The 23670-nt window shown below is 63.9% G+C and carries 3 protein-coding genes; all 3 read right to left on the bottom strand.

The features are described from left to right. Nucleotides 1-50 precede the first annotated feature (50 nt). Genes ABOC32_RS11880 through ABOC32_RS11870 form a run of 3 tightly spaced genes read right to left on the bottom strand, consistent with a single transcriptional unit; the run spans nucleotide 51 to nucleotide 23670 of the window. A complete protein-coding gene (locus ABOC32_RS11880) occupies nucleotides 51-12380 on the bottom strand; it encodes a non-ribosomal peptide synthase/polyketide synthase (protein ID WP_426811137.1) in 12330 nt (4109 codons plus the stop codon). Next, nucleotides 12377-20278, bottom strand: a complete 7902-nt coding sequence (locus ABOC32_RS11875) for an amino acid adenylation domain-containing protein (protein WP_426811136.1) — start codon at nucleotides 20276-20278, stop codon at nucleotides 12377-12379. The genes ABOC32_RS11880 and ABOC32_RS11875 overlap by 4 nt, the downstream gene beginning before the upstream one ends. Before the next feature lie 11 nt (nucleotides 20279-20289). Next, entirely contained in the window at nucleotides 20290-23670 is a 3381-nt protein-coding gene (locus ABOC32_RS11870) for an amino acid adenylation domain-containing protein (RefSeq protein ID WP_426811135.1), read from the bottom strand.

Below are 23670 nucleotides of genomic sequence, written 5' to 3'. Positions count from 1 at the left end.
ATCGTTGTTCAACTTGAGATTCCTTGAAAAAAACCGCCTGGCGCTTGCCCTCAGGCAGCGCCAGTCACGCAGAGACAGTGGTCGATCAGCAGTTCAAGTTCTTCGCGGTAGCTTTCCATCAAGGCGTCGATGGTCTGCGCCCGATAACGGCGCTTGCTGTAGACGCATCGCAATGAAAGTGAGCCATCGTAGACCTGGCCGACGATTTCCAACCAGTTGGCCAGGCGCGCCCTCGGGCTATAGCAGTCGCCTGAACCTTCCGGCGCAGGCTCGAGCACGGCCTGCTTATCGAAGCTTTGGTCGAACTGACCGAAATAGTTGAACGTCACACGCGGTTGAGCTGCAGCCGCCAGGCGCTCGCGCATCCGTGGTTCGCCCAGGTAACGCAAAACGCCATAGCCGACACCCTTGTCCGGTACCGCCGCCAGTTGTCGTTGCGTCGCCTGGATCGACTCACCAACCGCCGCCACATCACCCGGCGCCAGGCGTACCGGGAACATGCTGGTGAACCAGCCCACTGTCCGGGACAGATCCACGCCTTCGTAAAGGTCCTCGCGACCATGCCCTTCGAGCTGAATCAATGCGGCATCGTCGCCACTCCAACGGCACAGCACACGTGCCAGAGCAGCCAGCAGAATGTCGTTCACCTGGGTGCGATAGGCGGCAGGCGCCTGCTTGAGCAACTGTGCAGTCTTTTCCCGTGTCAGATACAGGTGGGCGGCCGCCTGCTCGCTGACCTCGTTGCGCCCACGCGGGTTGTCGCATGGAAGCTCGTTCGACAACGGTTCGAGTTGAGCAAGCCACCAGTCACCCTGCCGCGCGGCAATCGAGGCGGCCTCTGTGCGCAGACGCTCTGCCCAAGCCCTGTAGCTCGTGGTGCGAGCAGGCAATGCCGGCGTGTCGCCCTGGGTACAGGCCTGGTAAGCCCGCTGCAGGTCTTCGAGCAGTACCCGCCATGACACACCGTCCATGACCAGGTGATGAATGACCAGCAACAGTCGCGCCTGCCCATCGGCAAGCTGTACGTGCAAAGCTCGCCAGACAGGCCCATCGACAAGCCCCAGGCTGCGTTGGGCCTGATTCGCCAGCGTCATCAGCGCCTGCTCGTCACAAGCCTGCTCGCGCTGCAGCAGCGGTTGCCTGGCCTCATCGGCTGTCAGGTAGCGTTGCAGCCAACGACCGTTCTCCTGGACGAAGCGCAGCCGCAAGGCATCATGGTGCTCTTCGATGCATGCCAGCGCTTGCTCGAGTGCATCCAGGTCCAGAGCGATGCGCGGCTTGAGCATCAGGGCCTGGTTGAAGTGCGCCGGGTCCGGAAGTGCTTCGGCGAACATCCACTCCTGGATGGGCAGCAGATTGAACACGCCGTCCACCGCTCCGGTGGCGGCGGCCTGCACGGGCGCACGATCGGCCTGGTCCTGCTTGCCGACGATCGCCTCGATAGTCTGGTAACGCAGCACATCACGCAGTTTGAGTTCCATGTCCAGGGTCGGGTGATTCCTCACCCGAGACACGACTTGCAGGCTGAGAATGGAGTCGCCACCGAGCTCGAAGAAGTTGTCCGTTATGCCGACGGAATCGACCTGCAACACCTCTTCCCAGATCTGCGCCAGCAACCGCTCCTGCTCGTTGCGCGGAGCGACATGCCCTGAGGACTCGAATATCGGCTCCGGCAGGCGCTTGCGGTCGAGCTTGCCGTTCGGTGTAACCGGGAATGCGGACAACACGATGATCTGCGACGGCACCATGTACTCCGGCAATTCGGCGGCCAATACGGCTTTCAAAGCCTTCGCCATGCTCGCGTCTTCACCTACCACATACCCGATCAGTTGCTTGCCCACCGACGATTCGTGCACCACCACCACAGCGTCCCGCACCCCGTCCTGGGTGCGCAGCACGGCTTCGACTTCACCAAGTTCGATCCGGAAACCCCTGATCTTGACCTGGTTGTCGATACGGCCCACGTAGTCGACCGTGCCGTCCTCCCGCCGACGCACCAGGTCACCACTGCGGTAGATACGTGCTCCGTCCTTACCAAGCGGGTCAGGCACGAAGCGCTCCGCCGTCAGGCCAGGGCGGCCGTAATAGCCGCGAGCCACCCCGTCGCCGCCGATCATCAATTCACCCGCAAAGCCCGCAGGCAGCGGATTGAGTTCGTCATCGAGTACGCGAAGGGAGCGCCGACCTACGGCATGGCCGATAGGTGCATAGGCAGCCAAACAATGACCGTCGCCAGGCACCTTCCACAGAAGCGGCGTCACCACCGTTTCGGTCGGGCCGTAGCCATTGGTCATCCAGGAAGGCTTGAGCGCCGCCTTGACCTGCTCGAACGTCTGTTCGGGCACCGCATCGCCACCGAAGCAGTAGATCTGTACCGGTGGCGGCTGATCGCCGCTGGCCTGTACCGACTCTGCCAGTTGCTTCAGGTAGGCCGGCGGGAAACAGGCGATGGTGATGCGCTGGCGCCACAAGGCCTCCAGGGTCTGCTCCACGGTCCACAAGTCACCGTCGCGAATAACCAGCGTGCCACCACTGAGCAGGGTACTCAGCCAGCGTTCCTGAGCCCCGTCGAAGGCGAACGACATGAAATGCAGTTCGCGCGTCGAGGGCCCCATTTCATATCGTTCAACGATAGCCTGGCAATGCCGACTCAATGGCCCCTGAGCGACGGCCACGCCCTTGGGCTTGCCGGTCGAACCTGAGGTATAGATCAGGTAGGCCAGGTTGCCATCTTCGATGGCCGCGGGAGGCAGCACGATCTGCGGGGCAAGCTGATCGCCATCAGGCTCGACGACTTGTACGCGTTCCAGTGCCGGCAGGCGCTGAAGCAGCGAGTGGCGCGTCACCAGCAGTTGCATGCCCGAATCCTCGATCATCCAGGCCAGGCGATCAGCCGGATACTCGAGATCCAGAGGTACATAGGCGGCCCCCGTCTTCATGATCGCCAGCAAGGTCACGACCAGTTCCAGCGACCGCTCCAGGGCCACGCCGACGATCACTTCGGGCGCGGCCCCGTTGAGCCGCAGCACTGTGCACAGTTGCTCGGCCTGCCGCTCCAGCTCCGCGTAGGTGACGCTTCGCTCGGCACACACCAGCGCGACGGCATCAGGTTGGCGCTGGGCGTGTGCTGCGATCGACTGCGCCAATGTCTGCGCACCATAGACCGTCGCAGGCTCGGCACCCCATCGCGCTGCCTGCTCCAGTTGTGCAGGCAGCAAGCACTGGAGGTTGCCAAGTCGCTCCCCGGGCTGGCTCAGCATCGCGTCCAGCGTGGCTTCCATGGTCTGCCGGATGCCTTGTACCGACGCCTCACTGAAGCTGTTGCGCAGGTACAGGTATTCGATCGACAAGGTGTCGTTGAGATGCACGGCCAAGTCCATGGGGACGTTGGTGACACCCACGCCACTGGACTCGCCAAAACCCACTTCAGTATCGGACGACTCGCGCATGCTCTCGTCGATCGGGTAGTTCTCGAACACGATGATGCTGTCGAACAGCGTCTGCCCTGGGGTACCGGACCACCTCTGGACATCGTTCAGTGGGGTATGCGACCAGTTGCGCAGCTCCAGGTTGTAAGCCTGCAGGTCACGGAGCCAGTCTTCAAGGCAGGCGGTCGGGTCGAGTTCCTGCGATACCGGCAACGTATTGATGAACAGCCCCAGGGTGCCGTCGGCGCCCGGCAGCGACTCCGGCCGACCGGCGACGGTCGCCCCGAAGGTGACTGCAGACTTGGCCGTGTAGCGTTGCAGCAACAGCAGCCAGGCGCCCTGGATCAGGGTATTGGGCGTGATCCTCAGGCTCCGGCAGTAATCCTGCAGGCGCGTCGTCCACGCTTTGTCCCACCGCGAGTAGAGCGCGTTGTGCCCGGTTTCGATGGAGCTGTGTCGCGGGTGAATCGTCTGGGCCAGCAAGGTAGGTTCGACACCTGCCAGGCTTTCACGCCAGAACGCCTCCTGCCGCCCCTTGTCCTGGGACTGCAGCCACGCGATGAAATCACCATAGCGACCGACATTGCCGGACACCGGTTTCCCGGCGTAGTGCTGCATGACCTCGGCAAACAGACGGGATGTGCTCCAGCCGTCCATCAGGATGTGGTGGCTGGTCCAGATCATGTGATAGGTGTTGGAGTCCAGCTTCACCAGCAACAACCGATGCAGAGGCGCCTGGGTCAGGTCGAAACCGTTCAGCCACTCTTCATGGGCAAGCGCCTGCAAGGTGGCTTCAGGCGCCTCGCTGCCCTGCAGATCGATTTCCCGTACGGGCATTTGCGCGTTTGCATGGACAACCTGCAGCGGTTCGGCCAGGCCGGCCCAGTGGAAACTGGTGCGCAGCACTTCGTGACGCGCGGTCACCGCTGCCCATGCCTGAATGAAAGGTGCCGTCTTAAGGCCGGTCACTGGCAGGCTGACCTGATGGATATACAGCCCTTCACCCTTCTCCTCGATGGAGTGGAACAGCATGCCTTGCTGCATCGGCGAGAGCGGGTAGACATCTTCGATGACGTCGGCGGACAGGGGCAACAATGCGCGCTGTTCTTCACTGACGACGATACGTGCAATGACCGGTTCTTCGGATACAAGCGCCTGGCGCTCCAACGTCGCGGCCAGCTGAGCGATGGTCTGATGCTCGAATACCCGTTTCGGAGAGACGTCGTAGCCCGCGAGCCGCGCCTTGCTGGCAATCCGGATCGACACGATCGAGTCGCCACCAAGTTCGAAGAAGTTGTCGTGGATACCTACCTGTTCCCGCTGCAGGACTTCTTGCCAGATCAGCGCCATGACGCTTTCGACTTCGTTGCTCGGGGCGGTGTATTGCCGCACGCTGGCCTTGAGGTCGGGCATCGGCAGGCGCTTGCGGTCCAGCTTGCCGTTGGGTGACAAAGGCATGCTGTCGAGGAGGACATAATGGTAAGGCACCATGTAATCCGGCAGCCGTCGGGCCAGCACCTCCCTCACATCGTTCAGGTGGTCTTCCCGGTCGATGACGACAAATGCCACCAGCTGCTTGCCGGTCGCAAGATCGATTGCCAGGACTGCGGCTTCCTTCACGGCCGGGTGCTCCAGCAGGCTCGCTTCGATCTCGCCAAGCTCGATACGCAGGCCGCGGATCTTCACCTGGTGGTCGATCCGCCCAGCGTATTCGATCACGCCGTCTTCACGCTGGCGCGCCAGGTCACCTGTGCGGTACAGACGCTCCCCGTCACCGAAGGGGCTGACACAGAAACGCTCGGCCGTCAGCATCGCGCGCTCATGGTAGCCGCGGGCCAGGCCGATACCGCCCAGATACAGCTCGCCTGTGACGGGCGGCGGCACTGGATTGAGCTCATCGTCGAGAATGTAGGTGCGCAGGTTGGCGATCGGTCGGCCGATCGGGACGCTGTGACTCTGTTCGTCCACACAGTGCCAATGGGTTACGTCGATGGCCGCTTCGGTAGGCCCGTACAGGTTGTAGAACTGGGTACCAGGCAGCAATGCCATCGCGCTGCGTTGCAGCTCCAGCGGCAGCGCCTCGCCGGAACACATCACCTGCCGTAGCGAGGTACAGGCCGCCTGTGGGCTGTCGCCGCTGATGAAAGCCTGCAGCATCGACGGCACGAAGTGCAACGTGGTGATGGCTTCAGCCTGGATCAGACGCATGAGCAGCGCCGGGTCGCGATGTTCGCCCGGTTGCGCGAGCACCAATCGGGCTCCCGTCATCAAAGGCCAGAAGAACTCCCAGACCGATACATCGAAGCTGAAAGGGGTTTTCTGCAGGACCTTGTCATCGGTGCCCAACGCGTAGGCGTCCTGCATCCAGAACAGCCTGTTCAGCAGCGCTTCATGGGTATTGGCCGCACCTTTTGGCTTGCCCGTCGAGCCCGAGGTGTAGATCACATAGGCAAGGTTGCCGGGGTGCCCTGCAAACGCCAGGTTGTCAGCCTCGCGCGGCAGGCAGGCGTCCGGCTCATCGAGCATCAGGGTCTGGATGTGTGGACAGGCAGGCAGCTGCACGTCTCGATGGGTCAACAGCAGCTGGATGCGGCTGTCTTCGATCATGTAGGCCAGGCGGTCCTGCGGATACTCAGGGTCGAGGGGGACATAGGCCCCTCCTGCTTTCAGGATTGCCAGCAATCCCACAACCATGTCCACCGAGCGTTCCAGGGCAATACCGACCAATACGTCCGGACCCACGCCGCGCTCGCGCAAGCTGTGCGCCAGGCCATTGGCGCGGGCATTGAGCTGTCGGTAGGTGAGCTGCTCCCCCGCGAATACCAGGGCAATAGCGTCGGGCCGTTGCAGTGCCTGTGCCTCGAACAGCTGGTGCACGCAATGCGAGCCAGGATAATCGACCGTGGTGTGGTTCCACTCCTCCACGATGCGACGGCATTCATCCACGCCCAACATCGGCAGCTCGGCGATCAGGCGCTGCGGCTTCTGGATGACGGCATGCAGCAGATTGGCGAAGTGAACGGCAATTTGCTCGATGTCCCGGTCGCTGAAGCTCGAACGGTCATAGCTGTAGTGAACGGACAACTGCGCGCCCAGGCCGATGGCCAAGGTCAAAGGGTAGTTGGTCTGCTCGTGAATGTGCGTGTCGTTGAACGTCAAGCCTGCAGGAGCACCTTCGCGCAGCGCCTCGGAAACAGGATAGTTCTCGAACACCAGCAAGGTATCGAACAGCCCATCCGCAGACACGCCCGCCAGGCGCTGGACATCATACAGCGCGGTGTGTTCATGCTCGCGCAATGCCAGGTTCCGACCCTGCAGCTCGGTGACCCATTGTTCCACGGTCATCGTCGGCTGCAGCCGGTTGATCACCGGCAACGTATTGATGAACAGCCCCAGCTGATGCTCCGAGCCGGGCACTTCTGCCGGTCGGCCGGCGACCGTGGCGCCCACGGCGACGCATTCCTGGCCAGTATGGCGTTGCAGCAGCAACAGCCAGGCCGCTTGCACCAGCGTATTGACGGTGACCCGTCGCTCACGGGCAAATTCACTCAGCGACGTTTGCCAGTCCAGCACCTGATAATGGTCGGCATAACCGCTGTCCTTGCCCGACTTGCCTTGTCGGAACACTTGCGCCAGATGCGTCGGTTCCTGCAGATCCTGCAACTGCTCCCGCCAGAAGGCCTCGCTGCGGTCCTTGCTCTGGGCCAACAGCCACTGGATGTAGTCACGGTAGCGTCCAGGCTTGCGCTCGGCCGGTTGCCCCGCATAGTGCTGCAGCACCTCGCCTAGCAACTGCGAGTTGCTCCAGCCATCCATGAGAATATGGTGGCTGGTGTAGATCAGGTGATGGCTGTCGGGGCCTGTACGGATCGCGGTGATCCTGAGCAACGGATCACTCTGCAGGTCGAAGCCCTTGCGCCGATCGTTCTCGGCCCAGACGGAGAGCTCCCGCTGCAGGTCCTTGTGCGCCGACCAGTCCAGTTCGATGCAAGGTACCTGCACCTGCTGACGGATGAGCTGCAAAGGCTGCTCGAACAGGGTGATGAAACTGGCCCGCAGGACGTCATGCTGTACGGCCATCGCTTGCCAGGCCTGATCGAAGCGCGCCACGTCCAGGCCCTGCACGTCGACGCGCATCTGGTTGATGTAGTCTCCGGTTTGCTCATAGGCGCTGTGGAAAAACATCCCCTGCTGCATCGGCGACAAGGGGTAGATGTCCTCGATCCCGGCAACGGCGACAGGCAGCGCGTCAAGTTGCGCCTGGCTCAAGTTGCACAGCGGGAAATCCGAAGGCGTCCTGCCGAATGCACCTTCGGACACGCAATGATCAATCAGGTCCTGCAGTTCCCGAGCGTATTCGGCTGCCAGTCGTTCGACCGTCGTGACGTCGAACATGGCTTGGCTGAAGGTCCAGTTCAGGCTCAGCTCGCCTTTGAATATCTGCCCATCGATCGATAACCAGTTGCCCAGCGGCGCCGTCTCGCCCCGGCTTGCGCCACTGTGCTCGGCGGCAGGTACCAGGAAGGCTGCCTCGTGGAGCTCGCCAGCAGGCTCGTCGAAGCTGGCATCGAACTGCCCGAGGTAATTGAAGGTGATCCTGGGTGGTGCCAGTTCCGCCAGGGCCTGGCGGGCCTCCTGATCGCCCAGATAGCGCAGCGCGCCGAACCCAAGACCTTTGTTGGGAACCGCCCGCAACTGCTCCTTGATGGTCTTGATCGAGGTTTCCATCGCTTCGGCAGTGCTGAGCCTGACCGGGAACATGCTCGTGAACCAACCCACGGTGCGGCTGAGGTCGACGGTATCGCACAGTTCTTCACGACCATGCCCTTCCAGTTGCACGAGCACATCATCCTGCTTCGTCCAGCGGGCGATTACACGGGCCAGGGCAGTCAACAACAAGTCGTTGACCTGGGTGCGATAAGCCCCAGGGGCGTGCTGCAGAAGCTGACGGGTATAGCGCTGATCCAGCCGTGTCCGGGCAACAGCTGCATGCCTGGCCTGCAGTGAACCTTCAGCATTGTCGCAAGGAAGCGTGGCATCGACATCCGCGGACAGTGCCTGCCAATAAGGCAGTTCACTGCGCAATACCTCGCTGTTGGCGTACCCCTGCAGCGCCTCGGCCCATGCCTTGACGGAACTGGTCTTGGCCGGCAGGGCAATGGTTTGACCGAGCTCCGCCTGACGGTAGGCAGTTTGCAGGTCTTCGAGCAGAATCCGCCACGAAACGCCATCCACGGCCAGGTGGTGGATCACCAGCAACAGCCGCTGGGTACCGTCGGGCAGGTCTGCCAAAACGGCTCGCAGCAGTGGCCCTTGCTGCAGATCGAGGCTGCATTGCGCCTTGTCGCACAGCGCCTGCAGCTCGGACGGGTGTTGAAGTTTCGCTTGCCACAGGCAGGTCGCCTGGGCAGGCTCGCCAATCTCGCGATAGCAGGCGGACCAAGAACTGCCGCCCTCCTGGCCGAAGCTCACGCGCAACGCATCGTGATGCACCAGCAGTGCTTGCAGAGCGCGGTCGAGCACGTTGCTGTCCAGGGCTTGGCCGGGCTTGAGCAGAAGGGCCTGGTTCCAGTGGTGACGATCGGCAATGGCATCGTCGAAGAATGCCTGGTGAATCGGCAGGAGCTGCATGTGCCCCTGCACGGCGCCCTGATCGATCTGCATGGCCTGGGTCTGCCCCTTGGCGACCACGGCCGCCAGCCCTTCGACTGTCTGGAGCTGGAATAGCTGCTTGGGAGTGAACGTCATGCCCTCGCGTCGGGCCCTGCTGACCACCTGGATCGAGATAATCGAGTCGCCGCCCAGTTCGAAGAAGTTGTCGGTAGCCCCTACCCGTTCAAGCTTGAGGACATCAGCCCAGATCGCTGCGATTCGCTGCTCGAGAGGGTTGCGCGGCGCCACATGGTTTTTCTGCCGCTGACGTGCATCCGGGCGAGGCAGTGCCTTGCGATCCAGCTTGCCGTTCGGGGTCAGCGGCAGGGCATCGACGAACAGCAGATGGCTGGGGACCATGTAGTCCGGCAGCGTGGCCTTGAGGTGTCGACGCAGATGATCTTCCAGCTCGCGGGAAGGCACATCGACCACCAGATAGGCGGCCAACTGCTTGGCACCTGGCCCGTCGATATCGATGACCACGGCCTCGCGCACATTCTCGTGCTCCAGGAACTTGGACTCGATTTCGCCAAGCTCGATGCGCAAGCCACGTATCTTCACCTGATGGTCGAGGCGGCCAGCGTATTCGATCACGCCTCCCGAGCGGTACCGCGCCAGGTCCCCGGTGCGGTACAAGCGTGCACCGCCCTGCTCGCTCCGATCATGCGGGTCGGGCACGAATCGCTCGGCCGTGAGCCCCGGACGACGATGATATCCACGCGCCAGACCCACGCCGCCCAGATAAAGCTCCCCTGCCACACCTTGCGGCACCGGCAGCAAGGCGCTGCTGAGGATATGGGTCTTGAGGTTATCGATAGGTGTGCCGATCGGCACGCTGCCATTGGCTTGCGCCTGGCACGTCCAGTGGGTGACGTCGATTGCCGCTTCCGTAGGGCCGTAAAGGTTGAAGAGCCCAGCGTGGGGGAGCCTGGCCAGGACTTGCTCCGAAAGGTCTGCAGGCAATGCCTCGCCACTGCACACCACCCGCTCGAGGGTTTCGCACAGTTCCACGTGCTCGCTGGTCATGAAGGCCTGAAGCATGGACGGTACGAAATGCAGAGTCGTGACCTTGTACTGCCTGATCGCCTCGACCAGGCGTTCCGGATCCCGGTGGTCGCCAGGTTGAGCCACCGCCAGCCGCGCACCGGTGAACAGTGGCCAGAAAAATTCCCACACCGATACGTCGAAGCTGAACGGGGTCTTCTGCAGCACGGTATCGGCGGAATCCAGACCGTAGGCTTTCTGCATCCACCAGAGCCGGTTGACCAGCGCCTGGTGGGTGTTGCCCGCGCCCTTGGGCCTGCCGGTCGAGCCCGAGGTGTAGATCACATAAGCCAGATCGGCCGGCAGGTTGAGGTTGACAGGGTCCGCGTCGCTGTAGCCAGCCAGCCAGTCATCTGCGTCATCGAGCACGATGCAGGCCACGCCGGGGTCGATCGGCAACTGGTCACGCAGAGCAGTCTGGGTCAGCAGCAGGCGGATGCCGCTGTCCTCCATCATGTAGGCCAGGCGGTCGGCCGGGTACTCCGGATCGAACGGCACATAGGCGCCCCCGGCCTTGAGCACGGCGAGCAGACCGACCACCATCTCCAGCGAGCGCTCCACCGCGATACCTACCAGCACGTCCGGGCCTACGCCTTTGTCGCGCAACGCGTGGGCGAGCCGGTTGGCGCGCTGGTTCAGTTGGCGGTAGGTCAATACATCCTCGCCGAACAATACCGCAGGGGCCTGCGGCGTCGCGCGGGCTTGCGCTTCGATCAGCTGATGCATGCCCTGGTCGGCAGGGTAGGACGCTTGAGTGCTGTTCCACTGCTCCACTATCTGGTGGTGCTCCTGCGCGCCCAGCATCGGCAACTCGGCGACAAGCTGCCAAGGTCGCTCGGCGATCGCCTCCAACAGGCGGGTCCAATGCGAAGCCATCCGGGCGATGGACGGCGCTTCGAACAGCGCGGTTGCGTAGTTGAGCTCTACCGCAATCCCATGCCCATGCTCGACAGTATTCAGCGTCAGGTCGAACTGCGCGGTCTGTCGCTCCCAGGCGATGCCCTCGACATGCAGACCCTGCAAGCGCCGGGCATCTCCCCTGGGCTGCGTCTGGTGGTTGTACATGACCTGGAACAACGGGCTGTGGCTCAGGCTCCGTTCCGGGTGCAGGGCTTCGACCAATTGCTCGAAGGGCAGGTCCTGATGAGCCTGGGCCGCCAGCGTGGTCTTGTGCATCTGGCCAAGCAGGCCAGTGAATGTCAGCGACCCATCGAACTCGGCCTTGAGGACCTGGGTGTTGACGAAGAAGCCGATCAGACGCTCGGTTTCGACCCGGTTGCGATTGGCGATGGGAATACCGACGCGCACTTCATTCTGGCCCGAATAGCGATGCAGCAAGGTCTGGAAACTGGCCAGCAGCAGCGTGAAAAGCGTCACGCCCTGCTGTTGCGCCTGCTGCTTGAGCGCGCCGGCAAGCGCTGCTTCGAGCTCGAATTTCAGGCTTGCGCCTTCGAAACACTGCGTCGCCGGGCGCGGCCGGTCGCTGGGCAGTTCCAGCACCGGATGTTCATCCCCCAGGTGCGCCTGCCAGTAGCCCAACTGACGCTCCTGCTCCCCCGCCTCCATCCAGTGCCGCTGCCAGATGGCATAGTCGGCATACTGGATGGGCAGCGGTGCCAGCGCCAGGGTGTCGCCGGTACATGCGTGGGCGTAATGCTCGATGAGCTCGTCGACCAGCACCTGCATTGACCAGCCATCGGTAGCGATATGGTGCAGGGTGACGATCAGAACATGATCATCCTCTTGCAGACGCAGCAACCTGACTCGCGTCGGCCACTGGCGCTCCAGATCGAAGGGCGTCCGGGCCTCGGATTCGACCCAAGCCTTGAGCTGTGAGTCGATTGCAGAAGCCACCCCGATGTCGACTGTTTGCGCTTCGAGCTCGAACGACTGCGAAGGGTGAATGACCTGCACAAGCTGCTCGTCGTCGAGCGCGAACGTGGTACGCAAGGTCTGGTGCCGCACGATCAAGGCCTGGAAGGCGCCACGCAGGGCGTCTATATCCAGATTTCCCTGCAGCCTCAGCGCGATAGGCAGGTTGTAGGCCGTGCTCTGCGGATCCATCTGCCACAGGAACCATTGACGCTGCTGAGCGAACGATACCGGGACACGGTCGAACAGCGACTGGGTGCAAGGCACTGGCAAGTTGGCCGGGGAGATGTTCTCGGCGTGCATCTTCTGCAGATACAGCTTGCGCTTGGCCAGTGGCAGCGTGACAAAACGCTTGGCGATATTCAGCGCGGCATCGTTACTCATTCATTCACCTCGAACTCTTCAAAAAGCATATCCAGACGCTGCAGTTTTTCGTCGAAAGCCGACGCGTCGCCGATGGATTCGATGTATCTGGCGAAATCGCCAAGGACCGGGTGCTGGAAGAGAACGGCCGGTTCCACGGTCAATCCCAGCGAAAGTTGCAAGCGTGAGAGCACTGACAGCGCCAGCAGCGAGTGCCCGCCCAGCTCGAAGAAATTGTCATTGAGACCGACCTTCTCGACATTCAGCAACTGCGCCCAGACGCCAGCGATCTGCTGCTCCACCTCGCTCTGCGGCGCGACATGGCCTTGCTGCGATACGCCGATATCAGGCTGGGGCAAGGCTTTGCGGTCGAGCTTGCCGTTGGGTGTCAGCGGCAGGGCATCGAGCCAGGTGAGGTACGCGGGGACCATGTAATCCGGCAAGGTCGCGCGCAGCTGTTCGCGCAGATGGCGACGCAAGGCGCTGCGCTGTTCCTCCGTCGCGACCGCTTCGCCGCTCGAGACCAGGTAGCCGGCCAGTTGCTTGCCGCCAGGGCCATCGATGTCGATGACCACTGCCTCGCGCACCGCAGGATCATCGATCAGCCTTGCCTCGATCTCGCCCAGTTCGATGCGATAGCCACGCACCTTCACCTGGTGGTCGATGCGGCCCACGTACTCGAGCAACCCATCGCTGCGATAGCTGGCCAGGTCACCGGTACGGTAGAGCCTGCCACCACCCTGTCCGCTGCGATCGTAGGGGTCCGGGACGAAGCGCTCGGCCGTCAATGCGGCACGGCGCTGATAACCCCGGGCCAGGCCATCGCCACCGATCATCAGCTCCCCGGCAATGCCGGTGGCGGCCGTCGAGAGGTCGTGCGCCATCACCTGCAAAGTGGTGTTGGCGATTGGCTTGCCCAGCAACGGCATGGGGTGTTCGTTGTCCAGGCAGTACGCCGCCGACCAGATCGTCGTCTCGGTTGGGCCGTACAGGTTCCAGATGCGCCCGCACAGCGCCAGCAACTGCTCGGCGAGGTCGACAGGCAGTGCCTCACCGCCACTGATGACCTTGCAACCGCGCAAGGTCTGCGCAGGCAGCGCCTGCAGCAGCATGCGCCAGGTCGAAGGTGTGGCCTGAATGGTGGTGATGGCGTGGCGCTCGATCACAGCCTGCAGCGCCGACGGGTCCTTGTTCTGGCGCTCGCCGATCAACACCACCGAAGCCCCGGCCAACAACGGCAGGTACAGCTCCAGGCCGGCAATGTCGAACGACAGCGAGGTCAGCGCCAGGACCCGATCGCGTGCGTCGATGCCAGGCTCGACCGCCATGCTGGCGAGGAAGTTGACCAGTGCCTGGTGCCGCACCTCGACCCCCTTGGGCCGCCCGGTGGAGCCGGAGGTGTAGATGCAATAGGCGAGATGCTCGGGATGCTGCACGATGCCAAGGTTCTCGCCATCGAAGGCCGCGACCTGATGCCAGTCGCTGTCCAGGCACCAGGTCTGCGCGCTGTGCGTGGGCAGCTGCGGCAGCAGATGGCTGAGGGTCAGCAGCAGATGCGCCCCGCTCTGCTCCATCATGTACCCCAGACGCTCGCGGGGATATTCCGGGTCCAATGGCACATAGGCGCCACCGGCCTTGAGGATCGCCAGCAGGCCAACGACCATTTCCACCGATCGCTCGACGGCAATCGCGACCAGCACATCCGGCCCGACGCCCAATGTGCGCAGCTTGCCTGCCAGGCGGTTGGCGCGCTGATTGAGCTCGCGATAGCTCAAGGCCTGCTCGGCAAACAGCAGTGCCGGGGCCTCAGGGGTGCGCGCTACCTGCATTTCGAACAGCTCGGGCAGGCTGCGCTCCTGCGGGTACTGCATCTGGGTACGGTTCCAGTCGTGGACGATGCGCTGTCGCTCTTCGTCATCGAGCATCTGCAGTTCACCGACAGGGGTATCGGCGTGCTGCACCATGGCGTTCAGCAGATTGGCAAAGTGCCGGGCGATCTGTTCGACGCCGGTGTCGCCAAGGTGGCTGCGGTCGTAGTGGTAATGGATCGTCAGGGCACTGCCCGACTCGATCATCAGCGTCAGCGGATAGTTGGTCCGCTCGCGATTCTGCGTGCCTGAAAACGCCAGGTCTGCGCTGGAGCCCTGTTGCAGGACTTCACCGACCGGGTAGTTCTCGAACACCAGCAGCGTGTCGAACAACTGCTCACCGGCTGAACCCGCCCAACGCTGGATGTCATAGAGCGGCGTGTGTTCATGTTCGCGCATGCTCAGGTTCTGTGCCTGCAGCCGTTCGAGCCACTCCCCCACCCGCAGGTCAGGCTGCAGTCTGGCGGCCACCGGCAAGGTGTTGATGAACAGGCCCAGCTGATGCTCGACGCCGCGCAGGTCTGCCGGCCGCCCGGCAACCGTGGCACCGAATGCCACGCCCTCCTGGCCGGTATAGCGGTGCAACAGCAGCAGCCAGGCGGCCTGCAGCAAGGTATTGACCGTCACCCGCCGTTGCCTGGCAAACGCGCTCAACGCCTGGGCGCAGGCTGCGTCGAGCGTCTGATGATGTTCGCCATGGCCGGTGTCTGCGCGGCTTCCATCCAGGCGCAGCGCCTGGGCCAGTCGCGTGGGCTCGCAGAGATGCTGCAATTGCTGGCGCCAGAACGTCTCGCTCTGCTCGGCATCCTGGCGCTGCAGCCACTCGATATAGTCGCGGTAGCGGCCTGCCGGTCGCTCCAGGGCAACGCCAGCGTAGTACTGCAACACCTCGCCCAGCAGCTGCGCATTGCTCCAGCCATCCATCAGGATATGGTGGCTGGTGAAGATCAGGTGGTGCTGCTCGCTGCCTGTTCGGATCACCGTCAGCCGCAGCAACGGTGCCGCCTGCAGGTCGAAACCACGCCGACGATCAGCCTCGGCCCAGATATCCAGACGCCCCTCCAGGTCATCCTGCGCAGCCCAGTCAAACACCTCGAACGGCAGCTCGACGTGTTTGCGAATCACCTGCACCGGGCGTTCCAGGTTGGCGACGAACGCGGCGCGCAACACATCGTGTCGATCCAGCATTGCCTGCCAGGCAAGCTTGAAACGCTCGATGTCCAGGCCCGAAGCGTTGACGCGCATCTGATTGACATACTCACCCTGGCCCTGCTCGAAGACCGTGTGAAACAGCATGCCCTGCTGCATGGGCGAAAGCGGGTAGATGTCTTCGATTGCACCTGCCGGGATCGGCAAGGCATCCAGCTGGGCCTGATCCAACGCGGCCAGCGGGACATCGGACGGGGTAAGGGCGACGACGCCCTGGCTGACGCAATGGTCGATCAACGCCTGGAGTTCGCTGACATAGTCGTCGGCCAGCGCCTGGACCGTGGCGCGGTCGAACATGTCCTGGCTGAACGTCCAGGCCAGGCTCAGTTCGCCGGCGTAGACCTGCCCGTTGATGGACAGCAGGTTTTCCAGCAAGGCCTCGGCAGACTGGCTGGCACCGCTGCTTTCGCTGGCTGGCTGCAGGAATCGCTCGGTGCCCGGGGCCGAGCTGTCGGCGAAGGTGCTGTCAAGCTGCCCCAGGTAATTGAACGTGATGGGGGGCACTGGCAGGCGGGCCAGCACATCGCGTGCATGCGAATCCCCCAGATAACGCAGCGCGCCATAGCCGACGCCCTTGTCGGGGATCGCGCGAAGTTGTTCCTTGATCTGCTTGATCGAGGCATCGAGGCCTGACGCCGCTGTCAGCTTCACCGGGAACAGGCTGGTCAGCCAGCCGACAGTGCGGGTCAGGTCGACCGCCTCGAACAGGTCTTCACGGCCATGCCCTTCCAGTTGCACCAGCACTTCATCGCGCTGGGTCCAACGGGCGATCACACGGGCCAGGGCAGTCAGCAGCAAGTCGTTGACCTGGGTGCGGTAGGCCGCCGGCGCCTGTTGCAACAGCCGTGACGTCTGCTGCCGGTCAAGGCGCGCGTGCACCGTCGCGGTGTGGCGGCCATGCAGCGATCCATCAGCCCTGTCCTGAGGCAGTTGCGCGTCGACCCCTTCTAACTGCGACTGCCAGTAGCCGAGCTCTGCCTGCACTGCATCGCTCTGCGCGTAGGCCTGCAGTCGTTCAGCCCAGGCTTTGGTCGAAGTGGTTCTGGCGGGCAGTACGACAGGTTGGCCTGCCACGTGACGGTCATAGGCGTTCTGCAGGTCCTCCAGGAGAATGCGCCAGGACACGCCATCCACCGCCAGGTGATGGATCACCAGGAGCAGGCGCTGGCTGCCATCGGGCAGGGTTGCCAATACACCGCGAACAAGCGGCCCCTGTTGCAGGTTCAGGCTGCGCTGCGCTCGGTCGCACAGGGCTTGCAGCGCGTCCGCGTCGGTCAGGGTCTCTGCCCACAGCAGCCCGGCCTCGACGTCGTCCGGGGCGCAATGGGCGGCGAGCCATGCGCCTGCGTCCTGTGGTAGCGTGAAGCGCAGGCGCAACGCATCATGATGTTCGAGCAGCGTGTGCAGGGCCTTTTCCAGCGCGGCGCCATCGATGAGCCTGGTCGAAGCAAGCAGGACCGCCTGGTTCCAGTGATGAGGCTCAGCAATCGACTGTTCGAGAAACGCCTGCTGGATAGGCAGCAAGCGTGTCTCGCCGACCACCGGGGCCTGGTCGATCTGCGGGCCGCTGCCTTCCATGCGCGTGGCCACCGAGGCCAGGTCCTGTACGGTTTGATGCTGGAACAGCGCCTTGGGCGTGAAGCGGATCCCGGCCTGCCTTGCCCGGCTGACGACCTGGATCGAGATGATCGAGTCCCCTCCCAGTTCGAAGAAGTTGTCCGTCACGCCGACCTGATCGAGCTTCAGGACCTCGGCCCAGATCGCCGCGATCTGTTGTTCCAGCTCGCTGCGCGGCGCCACGTAGCTGTCCTGCAGCGCGCTTGCATCGGGTTTGGGCAGGGCCTTGCGGTCCAGCTTGCCGTTGGCGGTCACCGGCAGGCGCTCAAGGAACAGCAGGTGGGTCGGGACCATGTAGTCGGCCAGACCGAGCCTGAGGTGCTCGCGCAGTTCGCTGCGCAGCGCGTTTTGCTGCTGCGGGTCGGCGGTTGCTTCGCCGGCCACCACCAGGTACCCGGCCAGTTGCTTGCCACCCGGCCCGTCGATGTCCAGCACCACCGCCTCGCGCACACTCGGGTGCTCGAGCAGGCGTGTCTCGATCTCGCCCAGTTCGATGCGCAGGCCGCGGATTTTTACCTGATGGTCAAGCCGGCCTTTGTACTCGATTACCCCGTCGGCCCGATAACGCGCCAGGTCACCGGTACGGTACAGGCGACCGCCGCCCTGGGCCGTGCTGTCGAAGGGGTCCGGGACGAAGCGTTCCGCGGTCAGCGACGGGCGCCGGTGATAGCCACGGGCCAGGCCGACACCGCCCAGGTACAGCTCGCCGGCCGCTCGCGGGGCGACACTCTGCAAACCGGCGCCGAGGATGTGCGTCTTCAGGTTGTCGATCGGCCGGCCGATCGGCACGCCGCTGTCGCTGCCCGGGCGGCAGGTCCAGTGGGTGACATCGATGGCCGCCTCGGTCGGGCCGTAGAGGTTGTACAACTGGGCGCCGGGCAGCCGCGCCAGGGTCTGTTGCGCCAGCTCTGCGGGCAAGGCTTCGCCGCTGCACACCACGCGCTTGAGGCCGCTGCAACGCTCGACCTCGGCGCTGCCCATGAACGCCTGCAGCATCGAAGGCACGAAGTGCAGCGTGGTCACCGCGTGCTGCCTGATCACCTCCACCAGCCGCTCCGGGTCACGGTGCTCGCCCGGTTGCGCAACCGCCAGGCGTGCGCCGACCAGCAGCGGCCAGAAGAACTCCCAGACCGAGACGTCGAAACTGAACGGGGTCTTCTGCAACACCGTATCGCCGGCGTCCAGGCCGTAGGCCTTCTGCATCCAGCACAGGCGGTTGACCAGCGCGCGATGGCTGTTGCCCGCGCCCTTGGGGCGGCCGGTGGAGCCGGAGGTGTAGATCACGTAGGCCAGGTTGCCTGGGCTGGTGCTGTGCACCAGGTTGGCGTCGCTGTAGCCCGGCAGCGGCTCGAGCAGCAGCGGCTGTACCCCCTCGGGCAGCGGTAACTGCGCCAGCAGGTGGGCTTGGGTCAGCAATAGGCGGATACCGCTGTCCTGCATCATGTAGGCCAGGCGCTCTGCGGGGTATTCCGGGTCCAGCGGCACATAGGCGCCGCCGGCCTTGAGGATGCCCAGCAGGCCGATGACCATGTCCACGCTGCGCTCGGCAGCGATGCCCACCAGCACGTCCGGCCCCACGCCCTGCTCGCGCAGCTTGTGCGCCAGCTGGTTGGCACGCCCATTGAGCTCACGATAGCTCAGCGTCTGCTCGGCAAAGACCAGCGCCGGGGCGTCCGGGGTGGCGGCGACCTGAGCCTCGATCAGCTCCTGCAGGCACTGCTCGAGCGGGTAATCGACCTGGGTGCGGTTCCAGTCGTGGACCACCTGTTGCTGCTGCGCGGCATTCAACAGCGCCAGCTCGGCGATGCGCTGCTGCGGCTGGGCGACAATGGCCGCCAACAGGTCCTGCCAGTGCCCGGCAAGCTGGGCGATGGTGGCTTCGTCGAACAAGGCGGTTGCGTAGGTCAGGAACGCACCGATGCCGTGCTCGTGCTCAAGGGTGTTCAATGCCAGGTCGAACTGGGTGGTATGGATTTCCCAGTCGAGCGCCTGCAGGGTCAGGCCTGGCAGGCGCCTTGTCTGGCCCTGGCCCTCGCTGCCGTGGTTGTGCATCACCTGGAACAACGGGCTATGGCTGAGGCTGCGCTCCGGCTGCAGCGCTTCGACCAGTTGCTCGAACGGCAGGTCCTGATGCGCCTGCGCGCCGAGCCCGGCCTGGTGGACCTGCTCGACCAGTTCATCGAAGGTGGTGCTCAGGTCGAATTCGGCCTTGAGCACCTGGGTGTTGACGAAGAAGCCGATCAGCCCTTCGACTTCGCTGCGATTGCGGTTGGCGATCGGGACGCCGACGCGGATGTCGTTCTGCCCGCTGTAGCGGTGCAGCAAGGCCTGGAAGCTTGCCAGCAGCAGCGTGAAGAGGGTCACGCCCTGACGCTTGGCCAACCGCTTCAGCGAGGCGGCCAGCGCATCGTCGATGGCGATGTCGAAGCGCGCGCCTGCATGGCTCTGCACCGAACCGCGCGGGCGGTCCAGCGGCAATTCGAGCACCGGTTGCTCGTCACCCAGGCGCGCTGCCCAGTAACCCAGCTGCTTCTCGCGTTCGCCCGCTTCCATCCATTGCCGTTGCCACAACGCGTAGTCGGCATACTGCACAGGGAGCGCCGGCAGTTGCAGCGCCTGCCCGGCCCTACCCGCTTCGTAGAAACGCACCAGCTCGTCGACCATGATCGGTGTCGACCAGCCATCGGAGACGATGTGGTGCAAGGTCAGGACCAGTACATGGTCATCCGCCGCCAGGCGCAGCAGCTTGACCCGCAGCAGGGGGCCCTGCTCCAGGTCGAAGGGCTGTTGAACTTCCTGCTCCACCCATGCCTTCACTGCCGCAGTGGGGTCGGCATCGATTTGTTCGAGCGTTTCGATCACCAGCGCGAAGGGCACCTCGGGGTGAATCACCTGCACCGGTTGGTCACCGTCGAGGTGAATGGTGGTGCGCAGGGTTTCGTGCCGAGCGATCAGGGCGTCAAAGCTGGCCTGCAGCGCCTGAAGGTCGAGATCGCCCTTCAGACGCAGGGCGACCGGAATGTTGTAGGCGCTGCCCTGAGGGTCCATTTGCCAGAGAAACCACTGCCGCTGCTGGGCGTAGGACAACGCCAGGGCCTCTCCCGGCGCTCTCGCAGGGATCGGCGTGACTCCGTACAAGTTGATTCCCTGACGCTTCAGGAGCATGGCCAGAGCGTGACGCTCTTTGGTGGACAACGATTTGACGGAGTCGAGCAACGCTTGCACTGATGTATCCCCTATGAAATCAGTTCATCAATTTCCTCCGTGGTTAGACGTTTGAGCGCCTCCAGCGATTTAGCCAGTTCTGCCTGAATAGGGTCGATTTGCTGATTTTTCTGTTCGAGGCAACCTGAGAAATCCTCCAGCCGGGGCTGTTCGAACAGTTCCTTCAAGGTGGCGTCGATGCCTGTCGCCTCGCGAACGCGCACGATCACCTGGGTGGCCGACAACGAATGGCCACCCAGGGCAAAGAAGTTGTCCGTCACGCCAACCTGGTCAAGCTTCAGGACCTCGGCCCAGATCGCCGCGATCTGTTGTTCCAGCTCGCTGCGCGGGGCCACGTAGCTGTCCTGCAGCGCGCTTGCATCGGGTTTGGGCAGGGCCTTGCGGTCCAGCTTGCCGTTGGCGGTCACCGGCAGGCGCTCAAGGAACAGCAGGTGGGTCGGGACCATGTAGTCGGCCAGCCCGAGCCTGAGGTGCTCGCGCAGTTCACTGCGCAGCGCGTTTTGCTGCTGCGGGTCGGCGGTTGCTTCGCCGGCCACCACCAGGTACCCGGCCAGTTGCTTGCCACCCGGCCCGTCGATGTCCAGTACCACCGCCTCGCGCACACTCGGGTGCTCGAGCAGGCGTGTCTCGATCTCGCCCAGTTCGATGCGCAGGCCGCGGATTTTTACCTGATGGTCAAGCCGGCCTTTGTACTCGATCACCCCGTCGGCCCGATAACGCGCCAGGTCACCGGTGCGGTACAGGCGACCGCCGCCCTGGGCCGTGCTGTCGAAGGGGTCCGGGACGAAGCGTTCCGCGGTCAGCGACGGGCGCTGGTGATAGCCACGGGCCAGGCCGACACCGCCCAGGTACAGCTCACCGGCCGCTCGCGGGGCGACACTCTGCAGCCCCGCGCCGAGGATGTGCGTCTTCAGGTTGTCGATCGGCCGGCCGATCGGCACGCCGCTGTCGCTGCCCGGGCGGCAGGTCCAGTGGGTGACATCGATGGCCGCCTCGGTCGGGCCGTAGAGGTTGTACAACTGGGCGCCGGGCAGCCGCGCCAGGGTCTGTTGCGCCAGCTCTGCGGGCAAGGCTTCGCCGCTGCACACCACGCGCTTGAGGCCGCTGCAACGCTCGACCTCGGCGCTGCCCATGAACGCCTGCAGCATCGAAGGCACGAAGTGCAGCGTGGTCACCGCGTGCTGCCTGATCACCTCCACCAGCCGCTCCGGGTCACGGTGCTCGCCCGGTTGCGCAACCGCCAGGCGTGCGCCGACCAGCAGCGGCCAGAAGAACTCCCAGACCGAGACGTCGAAACTGAACGGGGTCTTCTGCAACACCGTATCGCCGGCGTCCAGGCCGTAGGCCTTCTGCATCCAGCACAGGCGGTTGACCAGCGCGCGATGGCTGTTGCCCGCGCCCTTGGGGCGGCCGGTGGAGCCGGAGGTGTAGATCACGTAGGCCAGGTTGCCCGGGCTGGTGCTATGCACCAGGTTGGCGTCGCTGTAGCCCGGTAGCGGCTCGAGCAGCAGCGGCTGCACACCCTCGGGCACCGGCAACTGCGCCAGCAGGTGGGCTTGCGTCAGCAGCAGGCGGATGCCGCTGTCCTGCATCATGTAGGCCAGGCGCTCTGCGGGGTATTCCGGGTCCAGCGGCACATAGGCGCCGCCGGCCTTGAGGATGCCCAGCAGGCCGATGACCATGTCCACGCTGCGCTCGGCAGCGATGCCCACCAGCACGTCCGGCCCCACGCCCTGCTCGCGCAGCTTGTGCGCCAGCTGGTTGGCACGCCCATTGAGCTCACGATAGCTCAGCGTCTGCTCGGCAAAGACCAGCGCCGGGGCGTCCGGGGTGGCGGCGACCTGAGCCTCGATCAGCTCCTGCAGGCACTGCTCGAGCGGGTAATCGACCTGGGTGCGGTTCCAGTCGTGGACCACCTGTTGCTGCTGCGCGGCATTCAACAGCGCCAGCTCGGCGATACGCTGCTGCGGCTGGGCGACGATGGCGGCCAACAGGTCCTGCCAGTGCCCGGCGAGCTGGGCGATGGTGGCTTTGTCGAACAGCGCAGTGGCGTAGGTCAGCGATACCGCGATGCCAGCCTCGTGCTCCACGGTCTCCAGGGTCAGATCGAACTGCGCAGTCCTGCGCTCCCAGCCCAGGGTCTCGACGGTCAGCCCGGGCAACTGCCGCCCCTGCCCGCGCGCTTCGGTCTGGTGGTTGTACATGACCTGGAACAGCGGGCTATGGCTGAGGCTGCGCTCGGGTTGCAATGCTTCGACCAGTTGCTCGAACGGCAGGTCCTGATGGGCCTGGGCGCCAGAGACGCGTCGCCGGGTCTGCTCGAGCAGCTCAGTGAAGGTGGTGCCCAGGTCGAATTCGGCCTTGAGTACCTGAGTGTTGACGAAGAAGCCGATCAGGCCTTCGGTCTCCATTCGATTGCGATTGGCCGTGGGTATGCCGACACGGATGTCGTTCTGCCCGCTGTAGCGGTGCAGCAAAGTCTGGTAGCTGGCCAGCAGGAGCATGAACACTGTCACGCCCTGATCACGCGCCAGCTGTTTGAGGCCGGCGCACAGAGCATCGTCCAGGGTTATATCCAGGCTTGCACCTGCCCGGCTCTGCAAGGCCGGGCGCGGATGGTCGATGGGCAGGTCCAGCACCGGCTGTTCACCACCGAGCTCCGCCTCCCAGTACGCCAGCTGACGCTCCAGCTCGCCCGCTTCCAGGCACTGACGCTGCCAGATGGCATAGTCGGCGTACTGGATCGGCAGGTCCGGCAACGACGCCGGCTGGCCGAGGCGATGCCCCTCGTAGCAGCGGATCCACTCGTCCAGCAGTATCGGCATCGACCAGCCATCGGAGACGATATGGTGCATGACCAGGATCAGCACGTGATCGGCCTCGTTCACCTGCAGCAGCTTCACCCGCCACAGCGGCGCCTGCCCCAGGTCGAAGGGTTGGCCGGCCTCTTCTTCGATGCGCCGTGTCAGGCACTCGGCGAAATCGGCACCTGCTGCCTGGGCAAAGGGCTCCCGAACTATTTCCACCCGCACGCCTGGGGCAACGACCTGGACAGGCTGGTCGCCGTCCTGGGCAAACGCGGTACGCAGGCTTTCATGGCGTTGCACCAGGTCTTCAAGGCTGCGCTGCAGCAAGTCGCAATCCAGTGCACCCTTGAAACGCAGGGCCATGCTGATGTTGTAGGCAGCGCTCTGCGGTTCGAACTGCCAGAGAAACCACTGTCGCCGCTGGGCGTACGACAGGCCGATGGGGCCCCATTCGTCGCGTATCTGCGGGATCGGCAGGCGAGCGAAGCTCATGCCCTTGGACTGCATCTTTTCAAAGAATTGCTTGCGCTGCTCCAATGGCAGATGCAGGAACCGTTTTACCAGCTCGATGTTCTGGGCCGTCAT

Origin of the sequence: Pseudomonas sp. WOUb67, assembly GCF_050058005.1 — a bacterium.
GTDB classification, from domain to species: domain Bacteria; phylum Pseudomonadota; class Gammaproteobacteria; order Pseudomonadales; family Pseudomonadaceae; genus Aquipseudomonas; species Aquipseudomonas putida_R.
This window is presented reverse-complemented; position numbering and strand designations above follow the sequence as displayed.

Bases quoted from the DNA above. Each gene is read 5' to 3' on its own strand.
- ABOC32_RS11880 (WP_426811137.1), bottom strand. From the start codon at position 12,380: ATGAGTAACGATGCCGCGCTGAATATCGCCAAGCGTTTTGTCACGCTG.
- ABOC32_RS11870 (WP_426811135.1), bottom strand. From the start codon at position 23,670: ATGACGGCCCAGAACATCGAGCTGGTAAAACGGTTCCTGCATCTGCCA.